Source organism: Pseudomonas sp. MWU12-2037, from assembly GCF_023242345.1.
Taxonomy (GTDB): Bacteria; Pseudomonadota; Gammaproteobacteria; order Pseudomonadales; family Pseudomonadaceae; genus Aquipseudomonas; species Aquipseudomonas gingeri_D.
The window spans coordinates 81,727-105,735 of sequence record NZ_JALLIZ010000012.1; the positions used below are offsets into that span (position 1 = coordinate 81,727).

Consider the following 24,009-nt stretch of genomic DNA (forward strand, 5'->3'; position numbering starts at 1 on the left):
ACGGCAATCAGCTATCCAGCGCCTTGTACTTCTCGCGCAGGTGGTTGCGAATCCATACGGCCGACAGGTTCAAGGTGGCGATCACCAGCACCAGCAACAACGCCGTAGCGTAGACCAACGGACGAGCGGCCTCGACGTTCGGGCTCTGGAAGCCGACGTCGTAGATGTGGAAGCCCAGATGCATGATCTTCTGGTCCAGGTGCAGGTACGGGTAGTTGCCGTCCACCGGCAGCGACGGCGCCAGTTTCACCACCCCCACCAGCATCAGCGGGGCCACTTCGCCGGCAGCGCGGGCCACGGCGAGGATCATCCCGGTCATCATGGCCGGACTGGCCATCGGCAGGACGATCTTCCACAAGGTCTCGGCCTTGGTCGCTCCCAGGGCCAGCGAACCTTCGCGCACGGTGCGGGGAATCCGCGCCAGGCCTTCCTCGGTCGCCACGATCACCACCGGCACCGCCAGCAGCGCCAGGGTCAGGGAGGCCCAGAGCAGGCCCGGGGTACCGAAGGTCGGTGCCGGCAGGGCTTCGGGGAAGAACAGCCGGTCCAGCGAGCCGCCCAGCACGTAGACGAAGAAGCCCAGGCCGAACACGCCGTAGACGATCGCCGGGACACCGGCCAGGTTGTTCACCGCGATGCGGATGATCCGGGTCAGCGCGTTCTGCTTGGCGTATTCACGCAGGTAGACCGCCGCCAGCACGCCGAACGGGGTCACGATCATCGCCATGATCAGGGTCATCATCACGGTGCCGAAGATCGCCGGGAAGATCCCGCCTTCGGTGTTGGCTTCACGCGGATCGTCGCTGAGGAACTCCCAGACCTTGCTGAAGTAGAAGCCCAGCTTGGTCAGCTTGCCCATGGCGTTCGGCTGATAGGCGTGGACCACTTTGCCGATGCTGATTTCCAGTTCCTTGCCGTTGGCATCGCGGGCCGTCAGGCTGTCGCGGTTGAACTGGGTGTGCAGATCGCTCAGGTGCGCTTCGATGTCCTGGTAACGGGCATTCAGTTCGGCACGTTCGGTCGCCATGTCGGCTTGCGCGGTGGCATCGAGCCGGCCTTCCAGTTCCAGCTTGCGGCCATGCAGACGAATCCGCTCGAGGCCGGCGTTGATGGCGCCGATGTCGCTCTTCTCGAGTGTCTTGATCTGCGCCGCCAACCCGTTCACGCGCTGGACACGGGCCTGCAACTCGGGCCAGGCGGCTTCGCCTTCGGCGATCACCTTGCCGTTCTCCTTGACGTTGACCAGGGTGCCGTAGAAATTGCCCCACTCACGACGCTCGATGGTCATCAGTTCGGCCGGGTAGGTCTGGTCCTGCAACCATTCGCCGACGATCCAGGTGAAGTCGTTGCCGTTCAGGTCGCGGTTACCGACCTTGATCAGCTCCCGGGTCATGAACTCGGGGCCTTCGTCCGGTACCGGCAAGCCGGCCGTTTTCAGGCGCGCGCGCGGCACCTCTTCCTTCTGTACCACTTCGCCGACCACGAGCTGGTTGGCCTGGCCCGGCACGTTGTACTGGGCATGCACCAGGTCGGCCGGCCAGAAGTGGCCCAGGCCGCGCACAGCGATCACGGCCAGCAGGCCGATGGTCATGATGACCGCGATGGATACCGCACCACCGCTGATCCAGACGCCGGGGGCGCCGCTCTTGAACCAGCTGTTCAGGGAGTTCTGTTTCACAGACTTCTACCTTTCTTAAAGCGACGAGTATTTCTTGCGCAGACGCTGACGAATCAGTTCCGCGAGGGTGTTCATGATGAACGTGAACAGCAGCAGCACCAGCGCCGAGAGGAACAGCACGCGGTAGTGGCTACCACCGACTTCCGACTCCGGCATCTCCACCGCGACGTTGGCCGCCAGGGTGCGCAGGCCCTCGAACAGGTTCATCTCCATGACCGGGGTGTTGCCGGTGGCCATCAGCACGATCATGGTCTCGCCGACGGCGCGGCCCATGCCGATCATCAGCGCCGAGAAGATCCCCGGGCTGGCGGTGAGGATCACCACCCGCGTCATGGTCTGCCACGGCGTGGCGCCCAGGGCCAGCGAGCCCAGGGTCAGGCCGCGCGGCACGCTGAACACGGCGTCTTCGGCGATGGAGTAGATGTTCGGGATCACCGCGAAGCCCATGGCCAGGCCGACCACCAGGGCGTTGCGCTGGTCGTAGGTGATGCCCAGGTCGTGGGAGATCCACATGCGCATGTCGCCGCCGAAGAACCAGTTCTCCAGATGCGGGCTCATAAACAGCGAGAGCCAGCCGACGAACAGGATCACCGGAATCAGGATCGCGCTTTCCCAGCCGTCCGGCACCCGCAGGCGCAGCGAATCGGGCAGGCGGCTCCAGGCGAAGCCGGCCACCAGGATGCCGATCGGCAGGAGCATCAGCAGGCTGAAGATCCCCGGCAGATGCCCTTCTACATAAGGCGCCAGGAACAGGCCGGCGAAGAAGCCGAGGATCACCGTCGGCATCGCTTCCATCAATTCGATCACCGGCTTGACCTTGCGGCGCATGCCCGGGGCCATGAAGTAGGCGGTGTAGATCGCGGCGGCGACGGCCAGCGGCGCGGCCAGGAGCATGGCGTAGAACGCGGCCTTCAGGGTACCGAAGGTCAGCGGCGACAGGCTCAGCTTGGGTTCGAAGTCGGTGTTGGCGGCGGTCGATTGCCAGACGTACTTGGGTTCGTCGTAGTTCTCGTACCAGACCTTGCTCCACAGCGCGCTCCAGGACACTTCCGGGTGCGGGTTATTGAGGACCAACGGCTGGATCTTGCCACCTTGCTCGACGATCACCCGGTTGGCCCGCGGCGACAGACCGAACAGGCCCTGGCCGTCGACCACCTGGTTGACCAGCAGGGTCCGGTGCGCGGTGCTGTGGAAAATGCCGAGCTTGCCGGAGGCGTCCATGGCGACAAAGCCCTTGCGACGCTCTTCGGCGGTGATTTCGACGATCGGCGCGGTGCCCATCTGGAAACCGCGGATATTTTTCAGGCGCAGTTCACCATCCGGATCGCGGGCCATGAACCACTGGGCCAGGCCGCCGGTGGAGTCACCGATGATCAGCGAGATACCGCCCACCAGTTGGGTACTGGCGGTCACTTCGGCATTGGCGCTTTCCAGCAGTTTGTAACGACCGTTCAGGCTCTTGTCGCGCAGGCTGAAGACATCGGCCTGGGCGCGCCCGTTGATCACATACAGCCACTGCTGGCGCGGATCGATATAGATCGCCTTCACCGGCTCGGTCATCTGCGGCAGCTCGATGCTCTTCTGCTCGCTGGTGACCTCGCCGGTCATCATGTTTTCTTCTTTGGTCAGCGCCAGCACGTGCAGTTGCGCGCCGGTGGAGCCGGCCACGACCAACGTGGTGTCGGCGGCGTTCAGGTTCACATGCTCAAGGGCACGGCCCTGGTCGTCGAGGCTGATCGGCGCCTCGCCGTAGGGGTACTCGACCGCGGGGGAAATGGTTTTCTTGCCGTCCGGGTAGGTCACTTTATAGGTATGACGGAACACCAGCGCCTGGCCATTGGACAAGCCGACAATCACCAGCGGGATACCCGGCTGGTCCTTACTGATAGAGGTGACCGTGGTGCCGGCCGGAATCGGCAGGTCGACCCGCGACAGTTCGCTGGCGTCCTGGACATTGAAGAACAGCACCTGGCCTTTGTCGGAAACCCGCATGCCGACCTGGTTCTGCTCTTCCAGGGAGATCATCAGGGGTTTACCGGCGTCCTGGATCCAGGCGGGGGTAATGCTTTTCTCGGCGGTCAGCGAGGCGCCCTGGAACAGGGGCAGGACCACATAACCGAGAAAGAAGAAGATCAGGGTGATCGCCCCGAGGACGGCGAGGCCGCCAATGAACACATACCAACGGGTCAGGCGATCCTTCAGCGCGCGGATTCGGCGCTTGCGTTGCAGCTCAGGCGTATTGAAATCAATGCGCTTGGGGGGTGAAGTCGTAGTCATGGTGGAATTGGCCAGATCGTTCATGCGCACACCCTAGCGGTCCTGTATGACAGAAAGATGACAATGCGGTGACGCACTGAAGCCGCCGCCCAGCAAGGCTGGCAGCGGTTTCGGAATGAGGGGCGCGGTCGATCGGGATCGGACCGCGCCTTGGTGTTGCTGCCGGGACTGGCGTCCCGGCCGAAAGCTTACTGCTTGCCTTCGCTCAGGCCCAGGTCAGCCAGTGCCTTGGCGGCAACTTTGGCTGGCAGTGGGATGTAGCCGTCTTTCACAACCACTTCCTGACCCTGCTTGGACAGAACCAGTTTCACGAACTCGGCTTCCAGCGGAGCCAGAGGCTTGCCCGGTGCCTTGTTGACGTAGACGTAGAGGAAACGCGACAGCGGGTATTTGCCGTTCAGGGCGTTTTCTTCGCTGTCTTCGATGAACTCGGTGCTGCCTTTCTTCGACAGGGCAACGGTTTTCACGCTGGCGGTCTTGTAGCCGATACCCGAGTAGCCGATACCGTTCAGCGAGGAGCTGATGGACTGCACAACGGAAGCCGAACCCGGTTGTTCGTTCACGTTAGGCTTGTAGTCGCCTTTGCACAGGGCTTCTTCCTTGAAGTAGCCGTAGGTGCCGGATACCGAGTTGCGGCCGAACAGTTGCACTGGCTTGTTGGCCAGGTCGCCGGTCACGCCCAGGTCACCCCAGGTCTTGACTTCGGCCTTGGCGCCGCACAGACGAGTCGAGGAGAAGATCGCGTCGACTTGTTCCATGGTCAGGTGCTTGATCGGGTTGTCCTTGTGCACGAACACGGCCAGGGCATCCACGGCGACCGGGATAGCGGTCGGCTTGTAGCCGTACTTCTGCTCGAAGGCCGCCAGTTCGGTGTCCTTCATCTTGCGGCTCATCGGGCCCAGGTTCGAAGTGCCTTCAGTCAGGGCGGGCGGCGCGGTAGCGGAACCGGCGGCCTGAATCTGAATGTTCACGTTCGGGTATTCTTTCTTGTAGCCCTCGGCCCACAGGGTCATGAGGTTGGCCAGGGTGTCGGAACCAACACTGGACAGGTTACCCGATACGCCCGTGGCTTTTGTATAAGACGGAATGGCCGGGTCCACACCAGCGGCGACCGCGTGGGCAGTTGCAACGCCAGCAGCGACAAAAGTCATTGCCGCCATCAAACGCTTCAGTTTCATGCCTTGCTCCTAGCAGAGAGGGTTTATCAGATCGGGGCCAAGTATCAGTAGGCCGGATGAACACTCTATGACTGGTATATGACAGTTAGATGAATGGCCATCATGCGCAAAACGCTGGTTTTTTGAACGCAAAAGCGGGCAAACGCCCGCCTTTACTGGACTACGCCGCCGTCGCGCGGCACTGAATCATGTCAAGACTGAAACAATTTGAAACCCTCTTCCTTTATATAGAGGGACTCCCATTTCCACCGTCGCAGCTTAACGCCCCTTCGACCACAGATACCCGCCCACCAGCACACCGATGCCGCAAATGATCGCCACATAATAGGCGGGGCCCATCGGGCTTTCCTTGAGCAGCAGGGTGACGATCATAGGGGTCAGGCCGCCGAAGATCGCGTAGGCCAGGTTGTAGGAGAACGACAGGCCACTGAAGCGCACCACCGCCGGGAACGCCTTGACCATCACGTAAGGCGTCGCACCGATGGTGCCGACGAACAGACCGCTCAGGGCATACAGCGGGAACAGCCACTCGGGGTGAGTCGGTACGGTGCTATAGAAGGTCCAGAACGTCACCATCAATCCCAGGCTGCCGAATACGAAGACCCGCCCGGCACCAAAACGGTCGGCCAGCGCACCGGAAAGGATGCAACCCAGGGTCAGGCAGATCGTCGCCAGGCTGTTGGCTTCCAGCGAAATGGTCGGGGAAAAGTGAAAGGCCGTTTGCAGCACGGTCGGGGTCATCAGGATCACCACCACCACACCGGCGGACAGCACCCAGGTCAACAGCATCGAGATCAGGATCGCGCCGCGATGATCACGCAGCACCGCGCCCAGCGGGATGCCGTCGGACAGCGCCTTGCGTTTCTGCAGCTCGGCAAATACCGGGGTCTCGTGCAACCAGCGGCGCAGGTAGACCGAGAACAGGCCGAACACACCGCCCAGCAGGAACGGGATCCGCCAGGCGTAATCCGCCACTTCCAGCGGGGTATAAAGGCTGTTGATCAGGGTCGCCACCAACGAGCCGAGCAGGATGCCGGCGGTCAGGCCCGAAGTCAGGGTGCCGCAGGCAAAGCCGATCTTGCGCTCCGGCACGTGCTCGGCGACGAACACCCAAGCCCCCGGTACTTCACCACCGATGGCCGCGCCCTGGATCACCCGCATCAGCAACAGCAGGATCGGCGCCCAGATGCCGATCTGCCCATAAGTCGGCAGCAAACCCATGATCAGGGTCGGCACCGCCATCAGGAAAATACTCAGGGTGAACATTTTCTTGCGGCCCAGCAGGTCGCCGAAGTGCGCCATCACGATGCCGCCCAGTGGCCGGGCCAGGTAGCCGGCGGCGAAAATCCCGAAGGTCTGCATCAGGCGCAGCCACTCGGGCATGTCCGCCGGGAAAAACAACTTGCCGACCACTGCGGCAAAAAACACGAAAATGATAAAGTCGTAGAACTCCAGCGCACCGCCCAGGGCAGACAGCGATAAAGTCTTGTAGTCGTTACGGGTCAGCGGGCGCGCGGGTTGCGCAATCGGGGTGGACGCGGTGGTCATGGGCTTCTCTTATTGGGCACGTCTATGAGCCACGCAAGGCTCGACTCAGGCTGGGAGCAGGTCTGGCACGATAGCAAATTGTTCGTAAAAGCACATGGATCGGCGCATTCGTCGGCAAAAATGAGAACCGGGAGGTCGTCTCGCGGTCTACCGACCGATATACTCGTGCCCTGCGCCGGGTAAAACCCGCAGGCTAGAGGGGTATTGTGCGAAAACGCCGTTGGGCCGAACCAGCCGCTTTCGCAGAGTTTCCCTTAGTGCGGCTTACGAGAAACGTAACGAACGTAGTATGTTCGGGCTGAATCGTTTTTCTTGAAGACGGCTATTCACCTGCAGTACCAACGTAGCGTTACGGGTCAGAGGCACCCCGGCATGATCGAACTCGAACAAGAAGATCCAATCCCGCAAGGCGATCTCGCCCTGCAAATCACCGCGCTCCCGCGTGAAGCCAACGGTTTCGGCGACATTTATGGCGGCTGGCTGGTCAGCCAGATGGACCTGGCCGGCACCGCCATGGCCAGTAAAGTGGCCGGCGGCCGGGTGGCCACGGTGTCCATCGACCGCATGGCGTTCCTGGTCCCGGTCGCCGTCGGCGCGCAATTGTCCTTTTATACCCATACCGAAGAAATCGGCCGCAGCTCGATGCGGATGATGGTCGAGGTGTGGAGCGACGATCCGCTGACCAGCGAATGGCGCAAGGTCACCGAAGCGGCGTTTGTGTTCGTGGCCATCGACGGCAGCGGGCGCACCCGCTCCGTGCCACGGCGTTAATCCGGCCGCCCGCCTGCGGCCCGTTACAACTCCCTGTCTTGCGAGAACACCATGACCACGCCCCATGTTGAAGCAGTAAAACTGGATGAGCTGAACGGCTGGCGGATCAGCCACGGCCAGGCCGAATTGCTGGTGGCGCAACAAGGCGCGCAGATCCTCAGTTACCAGTTGGCCGGGCAACCGCCGCTGATCTGGCTCAACAACGAGGCCGTGTTCAAGCAAGGCCAGGGCATTCGCGCTGGGGTGCCGGTGTGCTGGCCGTGGTTCGGCAATTTTTCGCGTAATCCGGACAGCGTGCAGGCCATGCGCCAGAGCAGCGAGGCCGCCACGGCCCACGGTTTTGTGCGGACGATGAACTGGACGCTGGAGGGCATCGAAGCGGAAGGCGAGGCGGTGAACGTGACGTTCAGCCTGCCGCTGCCCGAAGGCGGCCTGCCGGGTTGGCCGCACAAGGTTGGTCTGACCCTGCGTATTCGCTTGGGTGAGACCTTGCAGGTCGAGCTGACCAGCGAAAATCAGGACGATCATCCGGTCAGTATCAGCCAGGCGCTGCACACCTATTTCGCCGTCAGCGATGTACGTAATGTGCAGGTTGAAGGGGTTGATGGCCTGAGCTATATCGACACGCTGAAGGACTGGCAGTCGACGACGCAGATGGGCAGCTTGCACTTTAGCGGCGAGACCGACCGTATCTACCAGGATGCGCCAGCACAGTTGAGTATTGTCGACTCGGACTGGCAGCGGCGTATTCAGCTGACCAGCAGCGGCTCGCGCACGGCGGTGATCTGGAATCCGTGGATCGGCCGGGCCAGCCAGCTTACCGATATGGCCGATGATGGTTGGCAGAAGATGCTCTGCATCGAGACGGCGAACGTGATGGATGATGTGGTGACGCTGGCGCCGGGTGCCAGCCATACGTTGGGTGTGACTATCGGTAGTCAGCGCTTGGCTTGATACCGCGTCGCGGCCTTCGCGGGCAAGCTCCGCTCCCACAAGGGCGGAGTCGTACGCAAATTTTTTGCACGACTCAGGACTTAATGTGGGAGCGGAGCTTGCCCACGAAGGCGATCTGACAAACGCCGAAGACCTCGCGCCTTACAGATCCGACTCCTTCACCACCCGCACCTTCCCCGCATCCAGTGCATACGCCGCGTCGGCCAGGTCATTGCTGACCTTCTCGATCTTCAGCGTGCCGGTCACCCACAGCGGCGTATAGATATCATCCAGCTTCAAACCCTTGGGATACCGCACCAGCACCAGTTGATTGGGCGGCGGTGGCGGCACGTGGATGCAGGCGCCCGGGTACGGCACCAGGAAAAACAGCGTGCTGCGGCCCTTGGCGTCGGTCTCCAGCGGCACCGGATACCCACCGATGCGGATGTCCTTGCCGTCCATCGCCGCCACGGTCTTGGTCGAATACATCACCGCCGGCAAACCCTTGCTCTGCTTCAACCCACCCTTGGCGGTAAAAGTACCGTCGCCCTCGGGCGTGTTGTGGGTGATTTCCGGCATTTGCTCAAGGGCTTTCTGGTCCGACTTGGGCATCAGTTCCAGCCAGTCGGTTTCCGGAAGTTCACCGGCATGGGCCAGGCCACTGCCCAGGAAAACAAGGGTCAAAAGAAGACGGCGCATGGGGAGACTCGAAAACAGAGAGGATGTCGCACATTCTAGCCCTCTCCGCCATGGCGGCAGAGAGGGTTTGATCGCCTGGATCAGTTTCTTCTGATCAGGTTGTAGATCACCAGCAAGACAATCGCGCCCACAACCGCACCGATAAAGCCGGCACTCTGACCCGCGTGATAGATCCCCAGCGCCTGACCACCATAGGTCGCCGCCAGCGAACCACCGATACCCAGCAGGATGGTCATGATCCAACCCATGCTGTCGTCACCTGGCTTGAGGAAACGCGCCACCAGGCCAACGATGAGGCCGATAAAAATTGTCCAGATAATGTGCATGGCATTTCCCTCGGTGAGTGTGCACAGTCAAAGCCTAGTCAGCACTTTGACATCCTGCCATCAGAGGCCGGCGGCAACCGTAGGTTCCCGCCGGCACTGACTATCTTTACTCGGCGATCAACGCCTCGACCCGCAGGATCTGCTCCTGCAGCGTCGCCTTGTCCGCGCAGCGCAGCGTCGCGTGACCGACCTTGCGGCCGGCCTTGAAGGCCTTGCCATAGTGATGCAGATGGCAATCGGCGATGGCGATCACCTGCTCCACCGGCGGCACGGCGCCAATGAAGTTGAGCATCGCGCTTTCACCGACCTTCGCGGTCGACCCCAGCGGCAGCCCGGCAATCGCCCGCAGGTGGTTTTCGAACTGGCTGCACTCGGCGCCTTCGGTGGTCCAGTGCCCGGAGTTGTGCACCCGTGGCGCGATTTCGTTGGCCTTGAGGCCACCGTCGACTTCAAAGAACTCGAACGCCAGCACACCGACATAATTCAGCTGCTTGAGCACCCGGCCGGCATACTCTTCGGCCAGGGCTTGCAGCGGATGGTCGGTGCTGGCCACGGACAGGCGCAAGATGCCGTTGTCGTGGGTGTTGTGCACCAGCGGGTAGAAGCAGGTTTCGCCGTCACGGCCGCGCACGGCGATCAGCGAGACTTCCCCGGTGAAGGGCACAAAGCCTTCCAGCAGGCAGGCGACGCTGCCCAGTTCGGCGAAGGTGCCGACCACATCGGCCGCGCTGCGCAGGACTTTCTGGCCCTTGCCGTCATAGCCCAGGGTGCGGGTTTTCAGCACGGCCGGCAGGCCGATGCTGGCGACGGCGGCATCCAGGTCCGCCTGGGACTGGATATCGGCGAAGGCCGGGGTGGGAATCCCCAGGTCCTTGAACATGCTCTTTTCGAACCAGCGATCACGGGCGATGCGCAGGGCTTCGGCGCTCGGATAGACCGGCACGAACTGCGACAGGAAGGCCACGGTTTCCGCCGGGACGCTTTCGAACTCGAAGGTCACCACGTCCACCTCGTCGGCCAACTGGCGCAGGTGATCCTGATCGCCGTAATCGGCGCGCAGATGCTCACCGAGGGCGGCGGCACAGGCATCCGGCGCCGGGTCCAGGAAAGCGAAGTTCATCCCCAGCGGCGTACCCGCCAGCGCCAACATGCGGCCCAACTGGCCGCCACCGATTACACCGATCTTCATCGTCATCAACCTCAGGCGACGCGTGGGTCTGGATTGTCCAGCACGCTGTCTGTCTGTTCTGCACGGAATTTCTTCAGCACGGTGTGGAAATGCGGGTGCTTGGCGCCCAGGATACTCGCCGAGAGCAGCGCGGCATTGATCGCGCCGGCCTTGCCGATGGCCAGGGTCGCGACCGGAATACCGGCCGGCATCTGCACGATCGACAGCAGCGAGTCGACGCCCGAGAGCATTGCCGACTGCACCGGCACGCCGAGCACCGGCAGGTGGGTCTTGGCCGCGCACATGCCTGGCAGGTGCGCCGCGCCGCCGGCACCGGCGATGATCACCTCGATCCCGCGGGACTCGGCCTCTTCGGCGTACTGGAAGAGCAGGTCCGGGGTGCGGTGGGCGGAGACCACTTTCACCTCGTAGGGGATGCCGAGCTTTTCCAGCATATCGGCGGTGTGGCTAAGGGTGGACCAATCGGACTTGGAGCCCATGATCACGCCAACCAGTGCACTCATCGTCGTGCCTCTTCTCTTGGGCGCCCGCGGGCGCGTCAAAAAACAACAAGCCACGCGGGAGACCGGCGTGGCTTGTCATGCGAATCGGGGCCGGGCAAGCCGGCCGAAGGCCGCGCAGTATACCGAAAAAAGTGCGTTAAACGCACCTTTACCGACCATCTGTCGTTTGCTGGATTTTAGCCGCTGAAGGCCGGTTTACCTGACTTTCAGGTCAATCCAAAAACACCGCACCACCTGTAGGAGCCTGGCCTGCCAGTGAAGCTTTTGGCGGTCTCGAGGGCCTCTTCGCGGGCAAGCCCTGCTCCTACAGTGTTGTGTCGTGCACAAGATCGGTGAACGACGCCGCACTGTAGGAGCAGGGCTTGCCCGCGAAGGCGTCAGTCCTGGCGCCACAAGACTCGAGGCAATCCGGCTCCTACAGGTGGTGCGGTGTTCAAGCCGGGCCCGGTGCCTGTGCCGCCGCGCCTTCGAGCTTGCGCCACAACAAACGCACATTGGCCTTGCGCACCAGCGCACAGCGATACAGGCGGATTTCCAGCGGTACATGCCATTGCGGGCCGCCACACACCACCAGTTCGCCCCGCGCCAACTCGGCCCGGACACTGAGATGCGGCACCCAGGCAATGCCCAGCCCTTCCAGCGCCATGCTCTTCAAACTGTCAGCCATCGCGGTTTCATAGACAGTGGTAAAACGCAGATTGCGCTGGCGCAACAACAGGTTCACCGAGCGCCCGAGAAACGCCCCAGCGCTATACGCCAGCAATGGCACGCTCACCTCGCCCTCCAGGTCGAACAACGGCTGGCCATCCGGCCCCGTCGCACAGACCGGCAACATCTCGGTCTGCCCCAAGTGCAGGGACGGAAAGATCTCCGCATCCATCTGCAACGCCGCATCCGGGTCATAGAAGGCCAGCATCAAGTCACACCCCCCCTCGCGCAACGCATGCACCGCGTCGCCGACGTTGGTTGCCACCAGCCGCGTGGCGATATTCAGTCCTTCATTGCGCAACTGCGCGATCCAGCGCGGAAAGAAGCCCAGCGCCAGGGAATGCGCCGCCGCCACCTGCATGACTTCGCCCTGTCCGCCTTCCAGGTGATGCAGGTGACGCACCACCTCGCCCAGCTGTTCCACCACCGTACGCGCCGTCACCAGGAACAACTGCCCCGCCGCCGTCAGCTCGATCGGCGTGCGCGAGCGATTGACCAAGGTCAGCCCCAGCGCCGACTCCAGGCTGCGGATCCGTCGGCTGAACGCCGGCTGCGTGACAAAGCGCCGCTCGGCCGCCTGGGAAAAGCTGCGGGTCGCCGCCAGGGCACTGAAATCTTCCAACCATTTGCTTTCGAGATTCATCGGCGCCTCCCACCATGCGCACCATTTTGGTTCACACGCTCGTCATACACAACGCGTCACATCCACATTATGCCGTTTGTGCATAGGCCAGTGCTGAACAGCATTGGCCCAAAAATTCCCTCAAGCCTAGCATTGCCAACGTTCCGGCACCGACCGGGTTCTTATCGAGATGATTTCTATCATGTCCTCCGCTGCATCTTTCCGCACAGAAAAAGACCTGCTTGGCGTACTCGAAGTACCCGCCGACGCGTATTACGGCATCCAGACCCTGCGAGCGGTGAACAACTTCCGTCTCTCCGGCGTCCCGATCTCGCACTACCCGAAGCTGGTCGTGGCCCTGGCCATGGTCAAACAAGCTGCCGCTGACGCCAACCGCGAGCTCGGCCACTTGGCCGAAGACAAACACGCGGCCATCAGCGAAGCCTGTGCCCGACTGGTGCGCGGCGACTTCCACGAGCAGTTCGTGGTCGACATGATTCAAGGCGGCGCTGGCACTTCGACCAATATGAATGCCAACGAAGTCATCGCCAACATCGCGCTGGAGGCCATGGGCCACAGCAAGGGCGAATACCAGTACCTGCACCCGAACAACGACGTGAACATGGCGCAGTCGACCAACGACGCCTACCCGACGGCCATCCGCCTGGGTCTGCTGCTGGGCCACGACGCCCTGCTCGCCAGCCTCGACAGCCTGATCCAGGCCTTCGCCGCCAAGGGCCAGGAGTTCAGCCACGTCCTGAAAATGGGCCGTACCCAGCTGCAAGACGCCGTGCCGATGACCCTCGGCCAGGAATTCCGCGCCTTCGCCACCACCCTGAGCGAAGACCTGGCCCGCCTGAAGACCCTGGCCCCGGAGCTGCTGACCGAAGTCAACCTGGGTGGCACCGCCATCGGCACCGGCATCAACGCCGACCCGCGCTACCAGCAACTGGCGGTCGACCGCCTGGCCCTGATCAGCGGCCAACCGTTGGTACCGGCCGCCGACCTGATCGAAGCCACCTCCGACATGGGCGCCTTCGTGCTGTTCTCCGGCATGCTCAAGCGCACCGCGGTCAAGCTGTCGAAGATCTGCAACGACCTGCGCCTGCTGTCCAGCGGCCCACGCACCGGCATCAACGAAATCAACCTGCCAGCGCGTCAGCCCGGCAGCTCGATCATGCCCGGCAAGGTCAACCCGGTGATCCCGGAAGCGGTCAACCAGGTGGCGTTCCAGATCATCGGCAACGACCTGGCCCTGACCATCGCGGCCGAAGGCGGCCAACTGCAACTGAACGTGATGGAACCGCTGATCGCCTTCAAGATCTTCGACTCGATCCGCCTGCTGCAACGCGCCATGGACATGCTGCGCGAGCACTGCATCGTCGGCATCACCGCCAACGAAGCGCGCTGCCGCGAACTGGTGGAACACTCCATCGGCCTGGTCACCGCGCTGAACCCCTACATCGGCTATGAAAACGCCACCCGGATCGCCCGCATCGCCCTGGAAAGTGGCCGTGGCGTACTGGAACTGGTGCGCGAAGAAGGCCTGCTCGACGACGCCATGCTCGCCGACATCCTGCGCCCGGAAAACATGATTGCTCCGCGTCTGGTGCCCCTGAAGGGCTGAACTTCACCGGACTGCAACACGCTCACCAGGTCGAGGGACTAGACACCTCTCACCTTTTGAGGGCCTGAAGGTCACTCTTCAGGCCCTTTTTTTTACAACCGAAAGTAGGACGAAGGCTCTATCCCGGCCCCTGCCTTCACCAGAAATACCCTGCGCTTCGTCGTTTGTACTACAAACGAGTACAGACGACTGCGGTGCTCATAGGTATAGTGCCGCCCCTCTTCGCGTAAGCGATCCGCGGTACAGCGGCACTGAAACACGCGAAACAACACTAAAAACAACCCGCGCAAGCTCGGGATGAAAGATCGCCAGCCCACACTGCCCAGTGACATCGGGTGTAACGCGATATTTCGAACGAGCCGCCTTTGCATCAAAAAACAGCGAGGAACCATTCCATGCTTGAGGTCATCAACGACTTCCTCTCAGGGAAATTACTGATCGTGCTCATTGTCGGGCTCGGTAGCTACTTCACGATTCGTTCGCGATTCGTCCAGTTCCGCCATTTCCGCCACATGTTCACCGTCTTCAAAGAGTCCCTTCGTGGTCAAGCTGGCCAACTGAGCTCGTTCCAGGCCCTGATGCTGAGCCTCGCCGGCCGCGTCGGCGCCGGTAACATCGCCGGTGTCGGCATCGCCGTGACCCTGGGTGGCCCAGGCGCCGTGTTCTGGATGTGGGTCACCGCACTGGTGGGCATGTCCAGCAGCTTCTTCGAATGCACCCTGGCCCAGGTCTACAAGCGCGCCGATGGCGACGGCCTGTACCGTGGCGGCCCGGCTTACTACATCCAGCACGGCCTGAAGCTCAAAGGCATGGCGGTGGTGTTCTCCATCCTGCTGCTGGTCACCTACGGCTTCGCCTTCAACGGCCTGCAGTCGTACACCGTGACCCACTCGCTGCAGAACGCCTTCGGCTTCTCGCCGAACCACACTGGCATCGCCCTGGCGGTCCTGCTGGCGATCGTTTTCGTCGGCGGCATCAAGCGCATCGCCTCGGTTTCCGACCTGCTGGTTCCGGTCAAGACCCTGGCCTACATCGGCGTCACCCTGTACGTGATCTTCAGCCAGATCGAACACGTGCCGGCCATGCTGGAAACCATCTTCAAGAGCGCCTTCGGCCTTGACCCCGCGTTCGGCGGCCTGCTCGGCAGCGCCATCGTCATGGGTGTGAAACGTGGCGTGTTCGCCAACGAAGCCGGTCTGGGCAGCGCGCCCAACGTCGCCGCCGTGGCCGCTGTGAAGCACCCGGGCGCCCAAGGCGTGGTCCAGGCGTTCAGCGTGTTCCTCGACACCTTCGTGATCTGCACCTGTACCGCCCTGCTGATCCTGCTGTCGGGCTTCTACACCCCAGGTTTCGAAGGTGACGGTATCGTCCTGACCCAGAACTCCCTGGCCGCCGTGGTCGGTGACTGGGGCCGCCTGTTCGTCAGCGTCGCCCTGTCGCTGTTCGTCTTCACCTGCATCCTCTACAACTACTACCTGGGCGAAACCAGCCTGCAGTTCCTGACCCGCAACCGCATCGTGCTGATGGTGTACCGCGCCCTGGTGCTGGCCCTGATCGTATGGGGTTCGGTGCAGAACCTGTCGACCGTGTTCGCCTTCGCCGACATCACCATGACCTGCCTGGCGTTCGTCAACCTGATCGCCCTGGCCATGCTGTTCAAGGTCGGCCTGCGGGTGATGCGCGACTACGACGCACAGCGCCGTGCCGGCGTCAGCCAGCCGGTGTTCGACTCGAGCAAGTTCGCCGATCTGGACCTGGACCTGGCAGCCTGGCCAACCCCGGGCCAAGCCGCGCCACGCGAGCAAGACGCTGTCCAGGGCGTGCCTGCCACGCAACGCTGATCGCTCCCACGGGCGGCGCCCTGCCGTCCGACGCGACAGACCTTACCAGGTGGCGTCCTGCCACCTGACGTGACACACCTTGCGCACGCAGGCATGCTGCGGCGCACGGTGCATTCGTCCAGGAGAACCCGCAATGACTTCCGTCTCTTATCCTGCCGCACAACGCGTCATGGTCCTCTATACCGGCGGCACCATCGGCATGCAGGCCAGCGCCAGCGGCCTGGCCCCGGCGTCCGGTTTCGAAGCGCGGATGCGCGAACAGCTCGCCGGGCAGCCCGGCCTGAAGGTGCCGGACTGGCGTTTTCGCGAAATGGCCCCGCTGATCGACAGCGCCAATATGACCCCCGAGTACTGGCTGCGCCTGCGGGATGCGGTGGTCGATGCGGTGGAAGTGCAACAGTGCGACAGCGTGCTGATCCTGCATGGCACCGACACCCTGGCGTACAGCGCAGCGGCGATGAGCTTCCAACTGCTGGGGTTGCCGGCTCCGGTGGTGTTTACCGGTTCGATGTTGCCGGCAGGCGTGCCGGACAGCGATGCCTGGGAGAACGTCAGCGGTGCGCTGGTCGCGTTGGGCCAGGGCTTGGCGCCGGGGGTGCACCTGCATTTCCACGGCGAAATGCTTTCGCCGACCCGTTGCGCGAAGATTCGCAGCTTTGGGCGGCATCCGTTTGCGGCGCTGAAGCGTACGGGCGGCGTGGCCAAGGCGCAGACCTTGCCGGTGCAACTGGGCTACGGCCAGGCCCGACAACTGACGACGGTCGGTGTGTTGCCGCTGGTTCCGGGCATCGCTGCCGCGCAGTTGGATGGCCTGATCGACAGCGGTATCCAGGCACTGGTGCTGGAGTGTTTCGGCAGCGGTACCGGGCCGAGCGATAACCCGGCGTTCCTCGCCAGCCTCCAGCGCGCGCAGAAGCTGGGGATCGTGGTGGTCGCGATCACCCAGTGCCATGAAGGCGGCGTCGAGCTGGATGTGTATGAGGCGGGTAGCCGTTTGCGTGGTGTCGGCGTGTTGTCCGGCGGCGGCATGACCCGTGAGGCGGTGTTCGGCAAGCTGCATGCGTTGTTGGGGGCGGGCCTGGAACAGGCTGAAGTGCGGCGCTTGGTCGAGCTGGACCTGTGTGGCGAGTTGAGCTGAACCACCTCGCTGACTGGGGTCCTGCTTGATCTCAAGAACACAAGGAACCTGTAGGAGCAGGGCTTGCCCGCGAAGCTTTTGGCATCCTCAAGGGCCCCTTCGCGGGCAAGCCCTGCTCCTACAAGGTCCGTGTTCGGCCTCAAGACGGCAGTGTTGAGGCCAACCCATTCACTCACCGGGATTGAAAAAACCTGGGCAGAACAACCCAGCACCAGACAAATCGCTTTTTCTTGAGCGACATTTCCTAGAAAATCCCAACGCCTTGCGCCTGTCCAGCCACGTGACTAGTCTCCGTTTGTCACTGCCCAATTGCAGTGAACGGGTTTAGCAGCTCGTGTCCAATAGGCGCACAACGCCTCCATTTTTCATGGCCGGCGTTTTTAATGCCCCCAGGTTTATGGTGGCTGTGCGTGGGGCACCTTCGGGTGCGCCGGTTTCCTATTGGCCGGTCTGCTAACCCGCGTACAGCTGCCACCCCCCATCGTTTAGCAGCGACCGGTGTCGGCTCCCATGCGCCAATAGGAGTACATCATGGACAAGCTAATCCCCGATCCGCCCAGCAGGACCGCCCGCGCCCGGATCACCGCCATTCTCAAGAAAGCCAATGCCGACCTCTTGCAGGTGCTCAACAGCCAGCGCCACGAACCGCCGCTGCTGGCCGCCCTGAAAGAAACCGCCGCCCGCCCGGGCAGCGTCAACGATGGCCGACACCTCTCGCTGTTCAACGTGCAGGAAGGCATCAGCGCCGAGCAGGCGCTGATCCATGTGTCATTGATGCTGCGCTGCGCCGAAGAAGTCTCCGATGAAATCACCGAATACGGCAGCGGCGTCGAACGCGGGCTGATCTGGTCGATGATCCACTCGGTGGAAATGGCCCGGGCGGTGGTCGATGCGTTGCTGGCGGGGTCGCAACCACAACCCACTCATACGACCTGATCACGAAACATGGCAGGCGCCAGAACGCCACGCCGTTCCTACCCCACACACAAGCCGACAACCGGTCGACTTCAGCGGCGTCTACTGTCAGAACTGACAGTAGACGCCTTCTAAAACCAACCTCATAGTGACCAACAACAGCCGTAGTCCCCGTTGTGACTGTTTACGATTTTTATATAAACAGGAACTTAAGTCATGGCGCATAAAAAACCACGGACTTCGCCCCCTCATTCGACAAACCCTGGAACTTCACGAGGCTTTATAAAATCCGGCAACCGTCGGCTCTTTAAGCCACTTGAAAAGCCTCAGCTTTTTTGGGATTTTTTTGGTAAGGAATATGAATTCATCGATATTAGTCCATGGGGAATCAATATTCCCCTGGAAGTCACGACAGTGTCTGCACGGGTTAACGTTCAAGTGAGCATCCACGGTTTCCCGCCCGGCACCAGAATCAGCACCCAATGGCAGACCGCGGATCACGGCATCGTCTTTAAATCAGACCCCGTGCCCATCAACTGGCCTTCCCCCTACCAACGCATTCCCATTCCCCACGACCAGCTCGTGCGTTTCGAAAACCAAACAGTGCGGGTGAGCTACTACCTGCATCAAATGGATGATCTACCCGTGGAATCCGAGGTAACAACGGTCAATGTCAATCCCATGGTTATCGGAGGTTTTCCAATTGTCGAAGGCGTGATCAATGCACAACTCAAGGTGGCCGACTATCCCAATGGAATTGATGTCACCGTCAACGCCATTGAACATATAAAAAGCTACGGCAGAGTCAACAGCTGGTGGAATACTTACAGAGTCGTCGGAAACGAGTTGATTCTCCTCTATACCCAAGAACAAATAGTCCGTGCAGTCCCCGGCATGAATTATCAGTTTCAATACTCTCCAGTGGCCTACACGGGCTATCCAGATGACGCACGGGCGACTTGCGGCACCAAGGTTTTTCTGACGCCTGAAGGTCAACCGTTCCCGGAGTTTGGAATCGGCGGCCTTGATTTCAAACTCATCTGAACGGCCGTCGTGTGCTCGAACACCCGATCTGATCAATCGTGCACCCGGTAAACAGCGACACACCCTCGGTCCGCTTGCGGCACACAACTTGCTCGATTCCCATACCTCCCAAGGATGGAATCGAGCATGCTCCACTCTCACCTCACCACCCTCAACGCGGTTTCCCTGGTGCTCAACACCTTCCGCGACAAGGGTTTTGCCAGCGATGCGCTGCTGGCCGGCAGCGGCATCAGCGCCGCCGACCTGAGCCGCGCCGACACCCGCATCACCACCAACCAGGAGATGCAGGTGTGCGCCAATGCCGTGGCCCTGCGCCGGGAAATCGGCCTGGAACTGGGCCGGCGCATGCATGTGTCGGCCTACGGCATGCTCGGCTATGCCCTGCTCACCAGTGCCACCTTCGGTGACGCTTTGCGCCTGGCCCTGCGTTATCCGGCGCTATTGGGAACACTCTTCGAACTGAGCCTGGAAGCCGACGGTGAGCGCATCTGGTTCACCGCCGCGGACTATCGGGAAAACCCGCAGTTGGCGGTGTTCAATACCGAGCTATGCCTGGTCTCGCTGAAAGTCATCTGCGACGACCTGCTGGGACACCCACTGCCCTTGCTGGCGGCGCGCTTCGAGCACGAAGCACCGGACTATCAGGCCAACTACAGCGACAGCTTCGACTGCCCGCGGCAATTCTCGGCCGACAGCAACGCGTTCGCCTTCGACCGGCGCTGGCTGGAACAACCCTTGCCCCTGGCGGACGCCATTACCCACCAGGCCATGGCCGAGCGTTGCCGCAAGCACAACCTCGAATTCACCGGCCGCCAGGCCTGGCTGGGGCGCATCCGCCAGTTGCTCGCCGCGCAACTGCACACCGCGCCGGGCCTGGAGGGCCTGGCCGAGCAGATGAAGTGTTCCGCCCGCACCCTGCGCCGCCACCTCAATGACCTCGGCTGCAGCTACCAGGAACTGCTCGACGAGCTGCGCTTCGAGCGTGCCAAACAACTGCTCGGGGAAGCCCGGCTACCGATTCACCGCATCGCCGATGAGCTGGGCTTCAGCGAAACCGCCAGCTTCCGCCACGCCTTCGTGCGCTGGAGCGGGGTCAGCCCGAGTCAGTTCCGCCCATAAGACGCGAACAACGGCTCAGAAGCGCAAGGTCCATTCACCCTGAACACCGTGCAGTTGGCGATTGTCGGCGATTTCCCCGGTATAACCGACGCCCAGGGCATGGTTCTCGGAGAAGCGCCAATCCAGTCCCGCGTCCACCACCAGGCTGTCGCGATCCAGCGTGGCGCTGCGGATCTCGAACGCATCGCCGCCCAACGCGGACGACTGCATGACGGCATGGGTGAGGCCACCATACCGGTGTTTCCAGCCGGCGCTGAGGCGCGGCGCCAGACTCATGCCGCGATCCAGCCGGTGCTCATGGGCAAACCGCGCGCCCAGGGTGCTGCGCAGATTGCCTTGGGAGTGGGCCTTGACGCTCAAGGCCGCATCGCCGCCTTTTTCCGTGTAGCCGCGACGGTGATAGCGCTGATAGTCGAGGCCGGCAAAGGGTTCCACACTCAGGTTGCCAAAGCCCAGGGCGTAGCCGATCTCGCTGAACACCTGCTGGCTGCTGGCCTGGTGCCTGCCCGATAGACGCTCACTGAACCCCGCGAAAGCCACATCACGCCGGGTGTTGCCATCATGGCGACTATGAACGGCACCGAGACGGGTCGCCCAGGGACCGCTCTGATGCAGCGCGTACGCCCCCAGATGCCAGCTGTCGATCGTACCCTTGAAATGGCTGCCATCCAGGCGCGTCTGCGATTGACCGCCCACCACCCCGAAGCGCCAATCGGCGACCCGTGCCCAGTCGCTGCCGATCAGCAAGCCTTGGGTCTTGCGCTGCATGGCCTGATCGTTCTGCTGGCTGCTCTCGAATTTACCCGCGTTACCCAGGCCGTGAACCCACACCCGGCCCTTTGCGCCACGGCTATCCGCATCGAAAGCCAGCGTGGCGGGTCTGCCGGAGGAGGTCTCGAAGCCAGGCAAACGGCGGTCATCGCTCCACTGGCGCATCGCCGAGAGCATGCCGCCACCGACCTGGCCGGCACCGCCCAGGGTCGCATTGCCCAGATTGGCGTTGTGGCTGCCCGAGAGCTGACTCATGGCGATTTTCGCCGTCGCGGCGTTACTCGTGATCAGGCTGGAGACCAGGGCCGGGGGCTGCGAAGCCTGCCCGACCGCGACAGGCGTCGCAGCCGTGGTGTCATCGACATGCTGCCCGTCGGGCGCAGGGGCCGGGGCAAAATACGCGGTCTGCCCGAGGCTCGCCGCCAGGCGCTTGGCGTTCCCGGATTCGGCGACCTGCTCCAGGGGCACATAGTTGCGGCTATAAATCAGCCCGACATCCGTGGGGGTATAGGACAGCCGGTAGGTCATGAAGGCCAGATCGCTAACCACCTTGTGAAAAGCACCTTCAACCTGGCCGGCCCGCAGGACCGTATGCGCACTGGTCGACGGCACACTGTCGGCGGTGGGCCGCAGGACCAGCGTCGCCCCTTGCAGATAGGCCGTGCCACCAACGTCGATGGTCGAACTGCCGCCATCGCGGTCAATGCCATACACCAGCATCGAAGAAGGGCCCATCGTGAGATCACGCGTGACGATAGGTGCACCCGACTGGGAGTTGGCGAACATCGTCCCGTTGACCACCAGGCTGTCGGTACTGCCGCTGCCGGAATAGACACCAAACTGATCAACCCAGGTGGCGCCGGTGATCCCACCGTTGTTGATCAACGCCGCGCCGTTGCCGACACGGGCCTGGGCGCTGAAATCCGCCGGGCCGGTCAAGGTCCAGGTGCCCTGGTTGACCGACAGTGATTCAAAATTGCGCGTGTTCCCCAACATGCCGCTGCCGCCCTCGAGAAGCAACAGGTCCGACCCGCTACCACCGTCGATGGCCCCGAACACCTGGGAGCCGCTGTACAGCGCCAAGGTATCGTTGCCGCCCCCCAGGTCTATCGCCGTGCCGGCGCGGTAGGCACCTTTCATATAGGCGCTTGCGGTCGAGCCATGGGGGTCCTGGTTTTGTATGTAGGTGGTTTCGATCAAGCCATGGTTGGTCACGCTGTCATCGTGATTGCCGTTGAACTTGATCCCCCGGTGCCCACGAATAGTGCCGCGGTTCACCACATTGATCGGACCTTTGCCCTGGCCCAGGATGCCAAAGCTGGGCCCCTGGATCAGTGCATCCTCGGCGTTGACCACCAGGCCGCGGCCTATCGAGATCCCTGAAGAGGTGCCGACACCCTTAGGCACATCGGCCTCGATAACGCCGTAGTTTTCTATCCGCGCCAGCCCGTCGATCCTGACCCCGTTGTATTCCGTGAGATACACACCGTCGGCACGATGGCCGGAGATACGCCCCCAGTTCAACACCGTGCCGTTACCGTAGGCACGGACACCCGAACCACTCAGGCCTTTCACCACCCCATCGTTGCGCAGGGAGATATTGCGCCAGGTAAAAAGCCCATCGGCGCTCGACGCCATGATCGACGAGGCATCGCCCAGATGCTCCACATACAGTGTGTCGCCCCGGCTCACCCGGCTGGAAGCCAGCAGAGGTGGCGCGAAGGCAGTGCAAAGGGCTAGCGCAACGGCCCAGCCAAGGGGGTGTTGTATCGGCGGCATGTCATTCCCTACCTGGAGTTATCGGAGGCGAGAATGTATCCATCCTTATCAAGGACCACTGTCGGGCAAAGCGGATCGCGGCGGCAGGTTGCCTCTGTAAGGCTGTCCGAAAAAATCCGTAACAACTAACCCCCGTGCGTGCGCCTTTTCAGGCCACGGCGTCGCCCTTCGCTCCGTTCAGGGGCGAAATCAGGACATATATTTTGGCCATATCGATCCCCTTTTGGCCGCTCCCACCGTTCTCGCAAAGGCGCCGGGCATCAAGAATGACGCCAAGCCCACGCTATCGGAGAACAATAAATGCTGACGGTCTATTCCGACGATCACCACCTGCACCACGGCCGCTGCGAGCTGATCGACGGGCAATTGATGCCCTGCTTCGAAATGCCTTCGCGGGCCGACCATGTGCTGGCCCGCGTGCAGCATCAGGCCCTGGGCCCGGTGCGCGAACCGGAGGATTTCGGCCTGGAGCCGATCCGCCGCGTGCACGACGAGGCCTACCTGAATTTCTTCCAGGGCGCCTGGGAGCGCTGGGCCGCACTAGGCCATGACGGTGATCTGCTGCCCTTCACCTGGCCGGCCCGCACCCTGCGCCGGGTGATCCCGAAAAACCTGCATGGCGAACTCGGCTACTACAGCTTCGACGGCGGCGCGCCGATCACCGCCGGCACCTGGCAGGCAGCCTATAGCGCGGCCCAGGTCGCCCTCACCGCCCAGGCCGAGATCCAGCGCGGCGCCCGCAGCGCCTTCGCCCTTTGCCGTCCGCCGGGACATCACGCCGCCAGCGACCTGATGGGCGGTTACTGCTACCTGAACAACGCCGCCATCGCCGCCCAGGCCTTCCTCGATCAAGGCCATCGGAAGGTCGCGATCCTCGACGTCGACTACCACCACGGCAACGGCACCCAATCGATTTTCTATGAGCGCAGCGATGTGATTTTCACCTCGCTCCACGGCCACCCGGAAGCCGAGTTCCCGTTCTTCCTCGGTTATGCCGACGAGCTCGGCGAAGGCCCCGGTGAAGGTTTCAACTTCAACTATCCGCTGGCTGCCGGCACGGCCTGGGACCAATGGAGCGCGGCGCTGGAACAGGCCTGCGGCGAGATCGAACGCTACGCACCCGATGTACTGGTGGTTTCCCTGGGCGTGGACACCTTCAAGGACGATCCGATTTCCCAGTTCAAGCTCGACAGCCCGGACTACCTGCGCATGGGTGAACGCATCGCCCGCCTGGGCAAGCCGACGCTGTTCGTGATGGAAGGCGGCTACGCGGTAGAAGAAATCGGCATCAATGCCGTGAACGTACTCGAAGGTTTCCAATACGCTCAATGAGGAATTAGAAG

General features: G+C 62.3%; 19 protein-coding genes. 9 read left to right on the forward strand and 10 right to left on the reverse strand.

What is annotated here, in order from left to right; genetic code table 11:
* Positions 1-7 precede the first annotated feature (7 nt).
* From pstA to M5B42_RS21400, 4 genes are all read right to left on the reverse strand, one after another.
* Entirely contained in the window at positions 8-1,678 is a 1,671-nt protein-coding gene (pstA, locus tag M5B42_RS21385) for a phosphate ABC transporter permease PstA (protein ID WP_103499407.1), read from the reverse strand.
* 15 nt (positions 1,679-1,693) lie between these two features.
* Positions 1,694-3,727: an ABC transporter permease subunit gene (locus M5B42_RS21390; RefSeq protein WP_248746971.1), complete on the reverse strand. Its 2,034-nt coding sequence runs from the start codon at positions 3,725-3,727 to the stop codon at positions 1,694-1,696.
* Positions 3,728-4,143: 416 nt separating this feature from the next.
* Positions 4,144-5,133 carry a phosphate ABC transporter substrate-binding protein PstS gene (locus M5B42_RS21395; protein WP_248746921.1) on the reverse strand — a complete coding sequence of 330 codons (990 nt, stop codon included), beginning with the start codon at positions 5,131-5,133 and terminating at the stop codon, positions 4,144-4,146.
* Between the two features lie 258 nt (positions 5,134-5,391).
* Positions 5,392-6,681 (reverse strand): MFS transporter, encoded by a 1,290-nt coding sequence (locus M5B42_RS21400; RefSeq protein ID WP_103499410.1) that lies wholly within the window; start codon positions 6,679-6,681, stop codon positions 5,392-5,394.
* 372 nt (positions 6,682-7,053) lie between these two features.
* On the opposite strand from M5B42_RS21400, the gene M5B42_RS21405 reads away from it, so the two are divergent.
* Positions 7,054-7,452, forward strand: coding sequence for an acyl-CoA thioesterase (locus M5B42_RS21405; RefSeq protein ID WP_040071787.1), 399 nt, complete (start codon positions 7,054-7,056; stop codon positions 7,450-7,452).
* A 51-nt stretch (positions 7,453-7,503) separates the two neighbouring features.
* Positions 7,504-8,406 (forward strand): D-hexose-6-phosphate mutarotase, encoded by a 903-nt coding sequence (locus M5B42_RS21410; protein ID WP_152736629.1) that lies wholly within the window; start codon positions 7,504-7,506, stop codon positions 8,404-8,406.
* Positions 8,407-8,547: 141 nt separating this feature from the next.
* On the opposite strand, the gene M5B42_RS21415 is transcribed toward M5B42_RS21410, so the two are convergent.
* The 5 genes from M5B42_RS21415 to M5B42_RS21435 form a co-directional block, all read right to left on the reverse strand.
* Complete coding sequence (locus M5B42_RS21415; protein ID WP_248746922.1) at positions 8,548-9,084, reverse strand: DUF3299 domain-containing protein; 537 nt, start codon at positions 9,082-9,084, stop codon at positions 8,548-8,550.
* Between the two features lie 80 nt (positions 9,085-9,164).
* The gene (locus M5B42_RS21420; RefSeq protein WP_103499413.1) at positions 9,165-9,410 is read right to left on the reverse strand and encodes a GlsB/YeaQ/YmgE family stress response membrane protein; all 246 of its coding nucleotides are present in this window, start codon (positions 9,408-9,410) and stop codon (positions 9,165-9,167) included.
* 106 nt (positions 9,411-9,516) lie between these two features.
* A complete protein-coding gene (locus tag M5B42_RS21425) occupies positions 9,517-10,599 on the reverse strand; it encodes a 5-(carboxyamino)imidazole ribonucleotide synthase (RefSeq protein WP_103499414.1) in 1,083 nt (360 codons plus the stop codon).
* 11 nt (positions 10,600-10,610) lie between these two features.
* Positions 10,611-11,102, reverse strand: a complete 492-nt coding sequence (gene purE, locus M5B42_RS21430; protein ID WP_040071792.1) for a 5-(carboxyamino)imidazole ribonucleotide mutase — start codon at positions 11,100-11,102, stop codon at positions 10,611-10,613.
* Between the two features lie 433 nt (positions 11,103-11,535).
* Complete coding sequence (locus M5B42_RS21435; RefSeq protein ID WP_248746923.1) at positions 11,536-12,453, reverse strand: LysR substrate-binding domain-containing protein; 918 nt, start codon at positions 12,451-12,453, stop codon at positions 11,536-11,538.
* A gap of 181 nt (positions 12,454-12,634) precedes the next feature.
* Here M5B42_RS21435 and aspA point away from each other — a divergent pair, with 181 nt between their 5' ends.
* From aspA to M5B42_RS21465, 6 genes are all read left to right on the forward strand, one after another.
* Positions 12,635-14,059, forward strand: a complete 1,425-nt coding sequence (gene aspA / locus M5B42_RS21440) for an aspartate ammonia-lyase (RefSeq protein ID WP_248746924.1) — start codon at positions 12,635-12,637, stop codon at positions 14,057-14,059.
* A gap of 395 nt (positions 14,060-14,454) precedes the next feature.
* Entirely contained in the window at positions 14,455-15,900 is a 1,446-nt protein-coding gene (locus M5B42_RS21445; RefSeq protein ID WP_103499213.1) for an alanine/glycine:cation symporter family protein, read from the forward strand.
* A 133-nt stretch (positions 15,901-16,033) separates the two neighbouring features.
* On the forward strand, positions 16,034-17,038 hold the full coding sequence (locus M5B42_RS21450; protein WP_248746925.1) for an asparaginase: 1,005 nt from the start codon (positions 16,034-16,036) through the stop codon (positions 17,036-17,038).
* Positions 17,039-17,569: 531 nt separating this feature from the next.
* Entirely contained in the window at positions 17,570-17,974 is a 405-nt protein-coding gene (locus M5B42_RS21455; RefSeq protein ID WP_248746926.1) for a DUF3077 domain-containing protein, read from the forward strand.
* Positions 17,975-18,169: 195 nt separating this feature from the next.
* Positions 18,170-18,997 carry a hypothetical protein gene (locus M5B42_RS21460; protein ID WP_248746927.1) on the forward strand — a complete coding sequence of 276 codons (828 nt, stop codon included), beginning with the start codon at positions 18,170-18,172 and terminating at the stop codon, positions 18,995-18,997.
* A 126-nt stretch (positions 18,998-19,123) separates the two neighbouring features.
* Positions 19,124-20,116: an AraC family transcriptional regulator gene (locus M5B42_RS21465; RefSeq protein ID WP_218224670.1), complete on the forward strand. Its 993-nt coding sequence runs from the start codon at positions 19,124-19,126 to the stop codon at positions 20,114-20,116.
* A gap of 15 nt (positions 20,117-20,131) precedes the next feature.
* Here the strand turns inward: M5B42_RS21465 and M5B42_RS21470 are convergent, their stop codons facing one another.
* Positions 20,132-22,666 carry an autotransporter outer membrane beta-barrel domain-containing protein gene (locus tag M5B42_RS21470; protein ID WP_248746928.1) on the reverse strand — a complete coding sequence of 845 codons (2,535 nt, stop codon included), beginning with the start codon at positions 22,664-22,666 and terminating at the stop codon, positions 20,132-20,134.
* 300 nt (positions 22,667-22,966) lie between these two features.
* Here M5B42_RS21470 and M5B42_RS21475 point away from each other — a divergent pair, with 300 nt between their 5' ends.
* On the forward strand, positions 22,967-23,998 hold the full coding sequence (locus tag M5B42_RS21475; RefSeq protein WP_248746929.1) for a histone deacetylase family protein: 1,032 nt from the start codon (positions 22,967-22,969) through the stop codon (positions 23,996-23,998).
* Positions 23,999-24,009: the final 11 nt, after the last annotated feature.

Bases quoted from the DNA above. Each gene is read 5' to 3' on its own strand.
- M5B42_RS21395 (WP_248746921.1), bottom strand. From the start codon at position 5,133: ATGAAACTGAAGCGTTTGATGGCGGCAATGACTTTTGTCGCTGCTGGC.
- M5B42_RS21400 (WP_103499410.1), bottom strand. From the start codon at position 6,681: ATGACCACCGCGTCCACCCCGATTGCGCAACCCGCGCGCCCGCTGACC.
- M5B42_RS21405 (WP_040071787.1), top strand. From the start codon at position 7,054: ATGATCGAACTCGAACAAGAAGATCCAATCCCGCAAGGCGATCTCGCC.
- M5B42_RS21410 (WP_152736629.1), top strand. From the start codon at position 7,504: ATGACCACGCCCCATGTTGAAGCAGTAAAACTGGATGAGCTGAACGGC.
- M5B42_RS21415 (WP_248746922.1), bottom strand. From the start codon at position 9,084: ATGCGCCGTCTTCTTTTGACCCTTGTTTTCCTGGGCAGTGGCCTGGCC.
- M5B42_RS21420 (WP_103499413.1), bottom strand. From the start codon at position 9,410: ATGCACATTATCTGGACAATTTTTATCGGCCTCATCGTTGGCCTGGTG.
- M5B42_RS21425 (WP_103499414.1), bottom strand. From the start codon at position 10,599: ATGAAGATCGGTGTAATCGGTGGCGGCCAGTTGGGCCGCATGTTGGCG.
- purE (WP_040071792.1), bottom strand. From the start codon at position 11,102: ATGAGTGCACTGGTTGGCGTGATCATGGGCTCCAAGTCCGATTGGTCC.
- M5B42_RS21435 (WP_248746923.1), bottom strand. From the start codon at position 12,453: ATGAATCTCGAAAGCAAATGGTTGGAAGATTTCAGTGCCCTGGCGGCG.
- aspA (WP_248746924.1), top strand. From the start codon at position 12,635: ATGTCCTCCGCTGCATCTTTCCGCACAGAAAAAGACCTGCTTGGCGTA.
- M5B42_RS21445 (WP_103499213.1), top strand. From the start codon at position 14,455: ATGCTTGAGGTCATCAACGACTTCCTCTCAGGGAAATTACTGATCGTG.
- M5B42_RS21450 (WP_248746925.1), top strand. From the start codon at position 16,034: ATGACTTCCGTCTCTTATCCTGCCGCACAACGCGTCATGGTCCTCTAT.
- M5B42_RS21455 (WP_248746926.1), top strand. From the start codon at position 17,570: ATGGACAAGCTAATCCCCGATCCGCCCAGCAGGACCGCCCGCGCCCGG.
- M5B42_RS21460 (WP_248746927.1), top strand. From the start codon at position 18,170: ATGGCGCATAAAAAACCACGGACTTCGCCCCCTCATTCGACAAACCCT.
- M5B42_RS21465 (WP_218224670.1), top strand. From the start codon at position 19,124: ATGCTCCACTCTCACCTCACCACCCTCAACGCGGTTTCCCTGGTGCTC.
- M5B42_RS21470 (WP_248746928.1), bottom strand. From the start codon at position 22,666: ATGCCGCCGATACAACACCCCCTTGGCTGGGCCGTTGCGCTAGCCCTT.
- M5B42_RS21475 (WP_248746929.1), top strand. From the start codon at position 22,967: ATGCTGACGGTCTATTCCGACGATCACCACCTGCACCACGGCCGCTGC.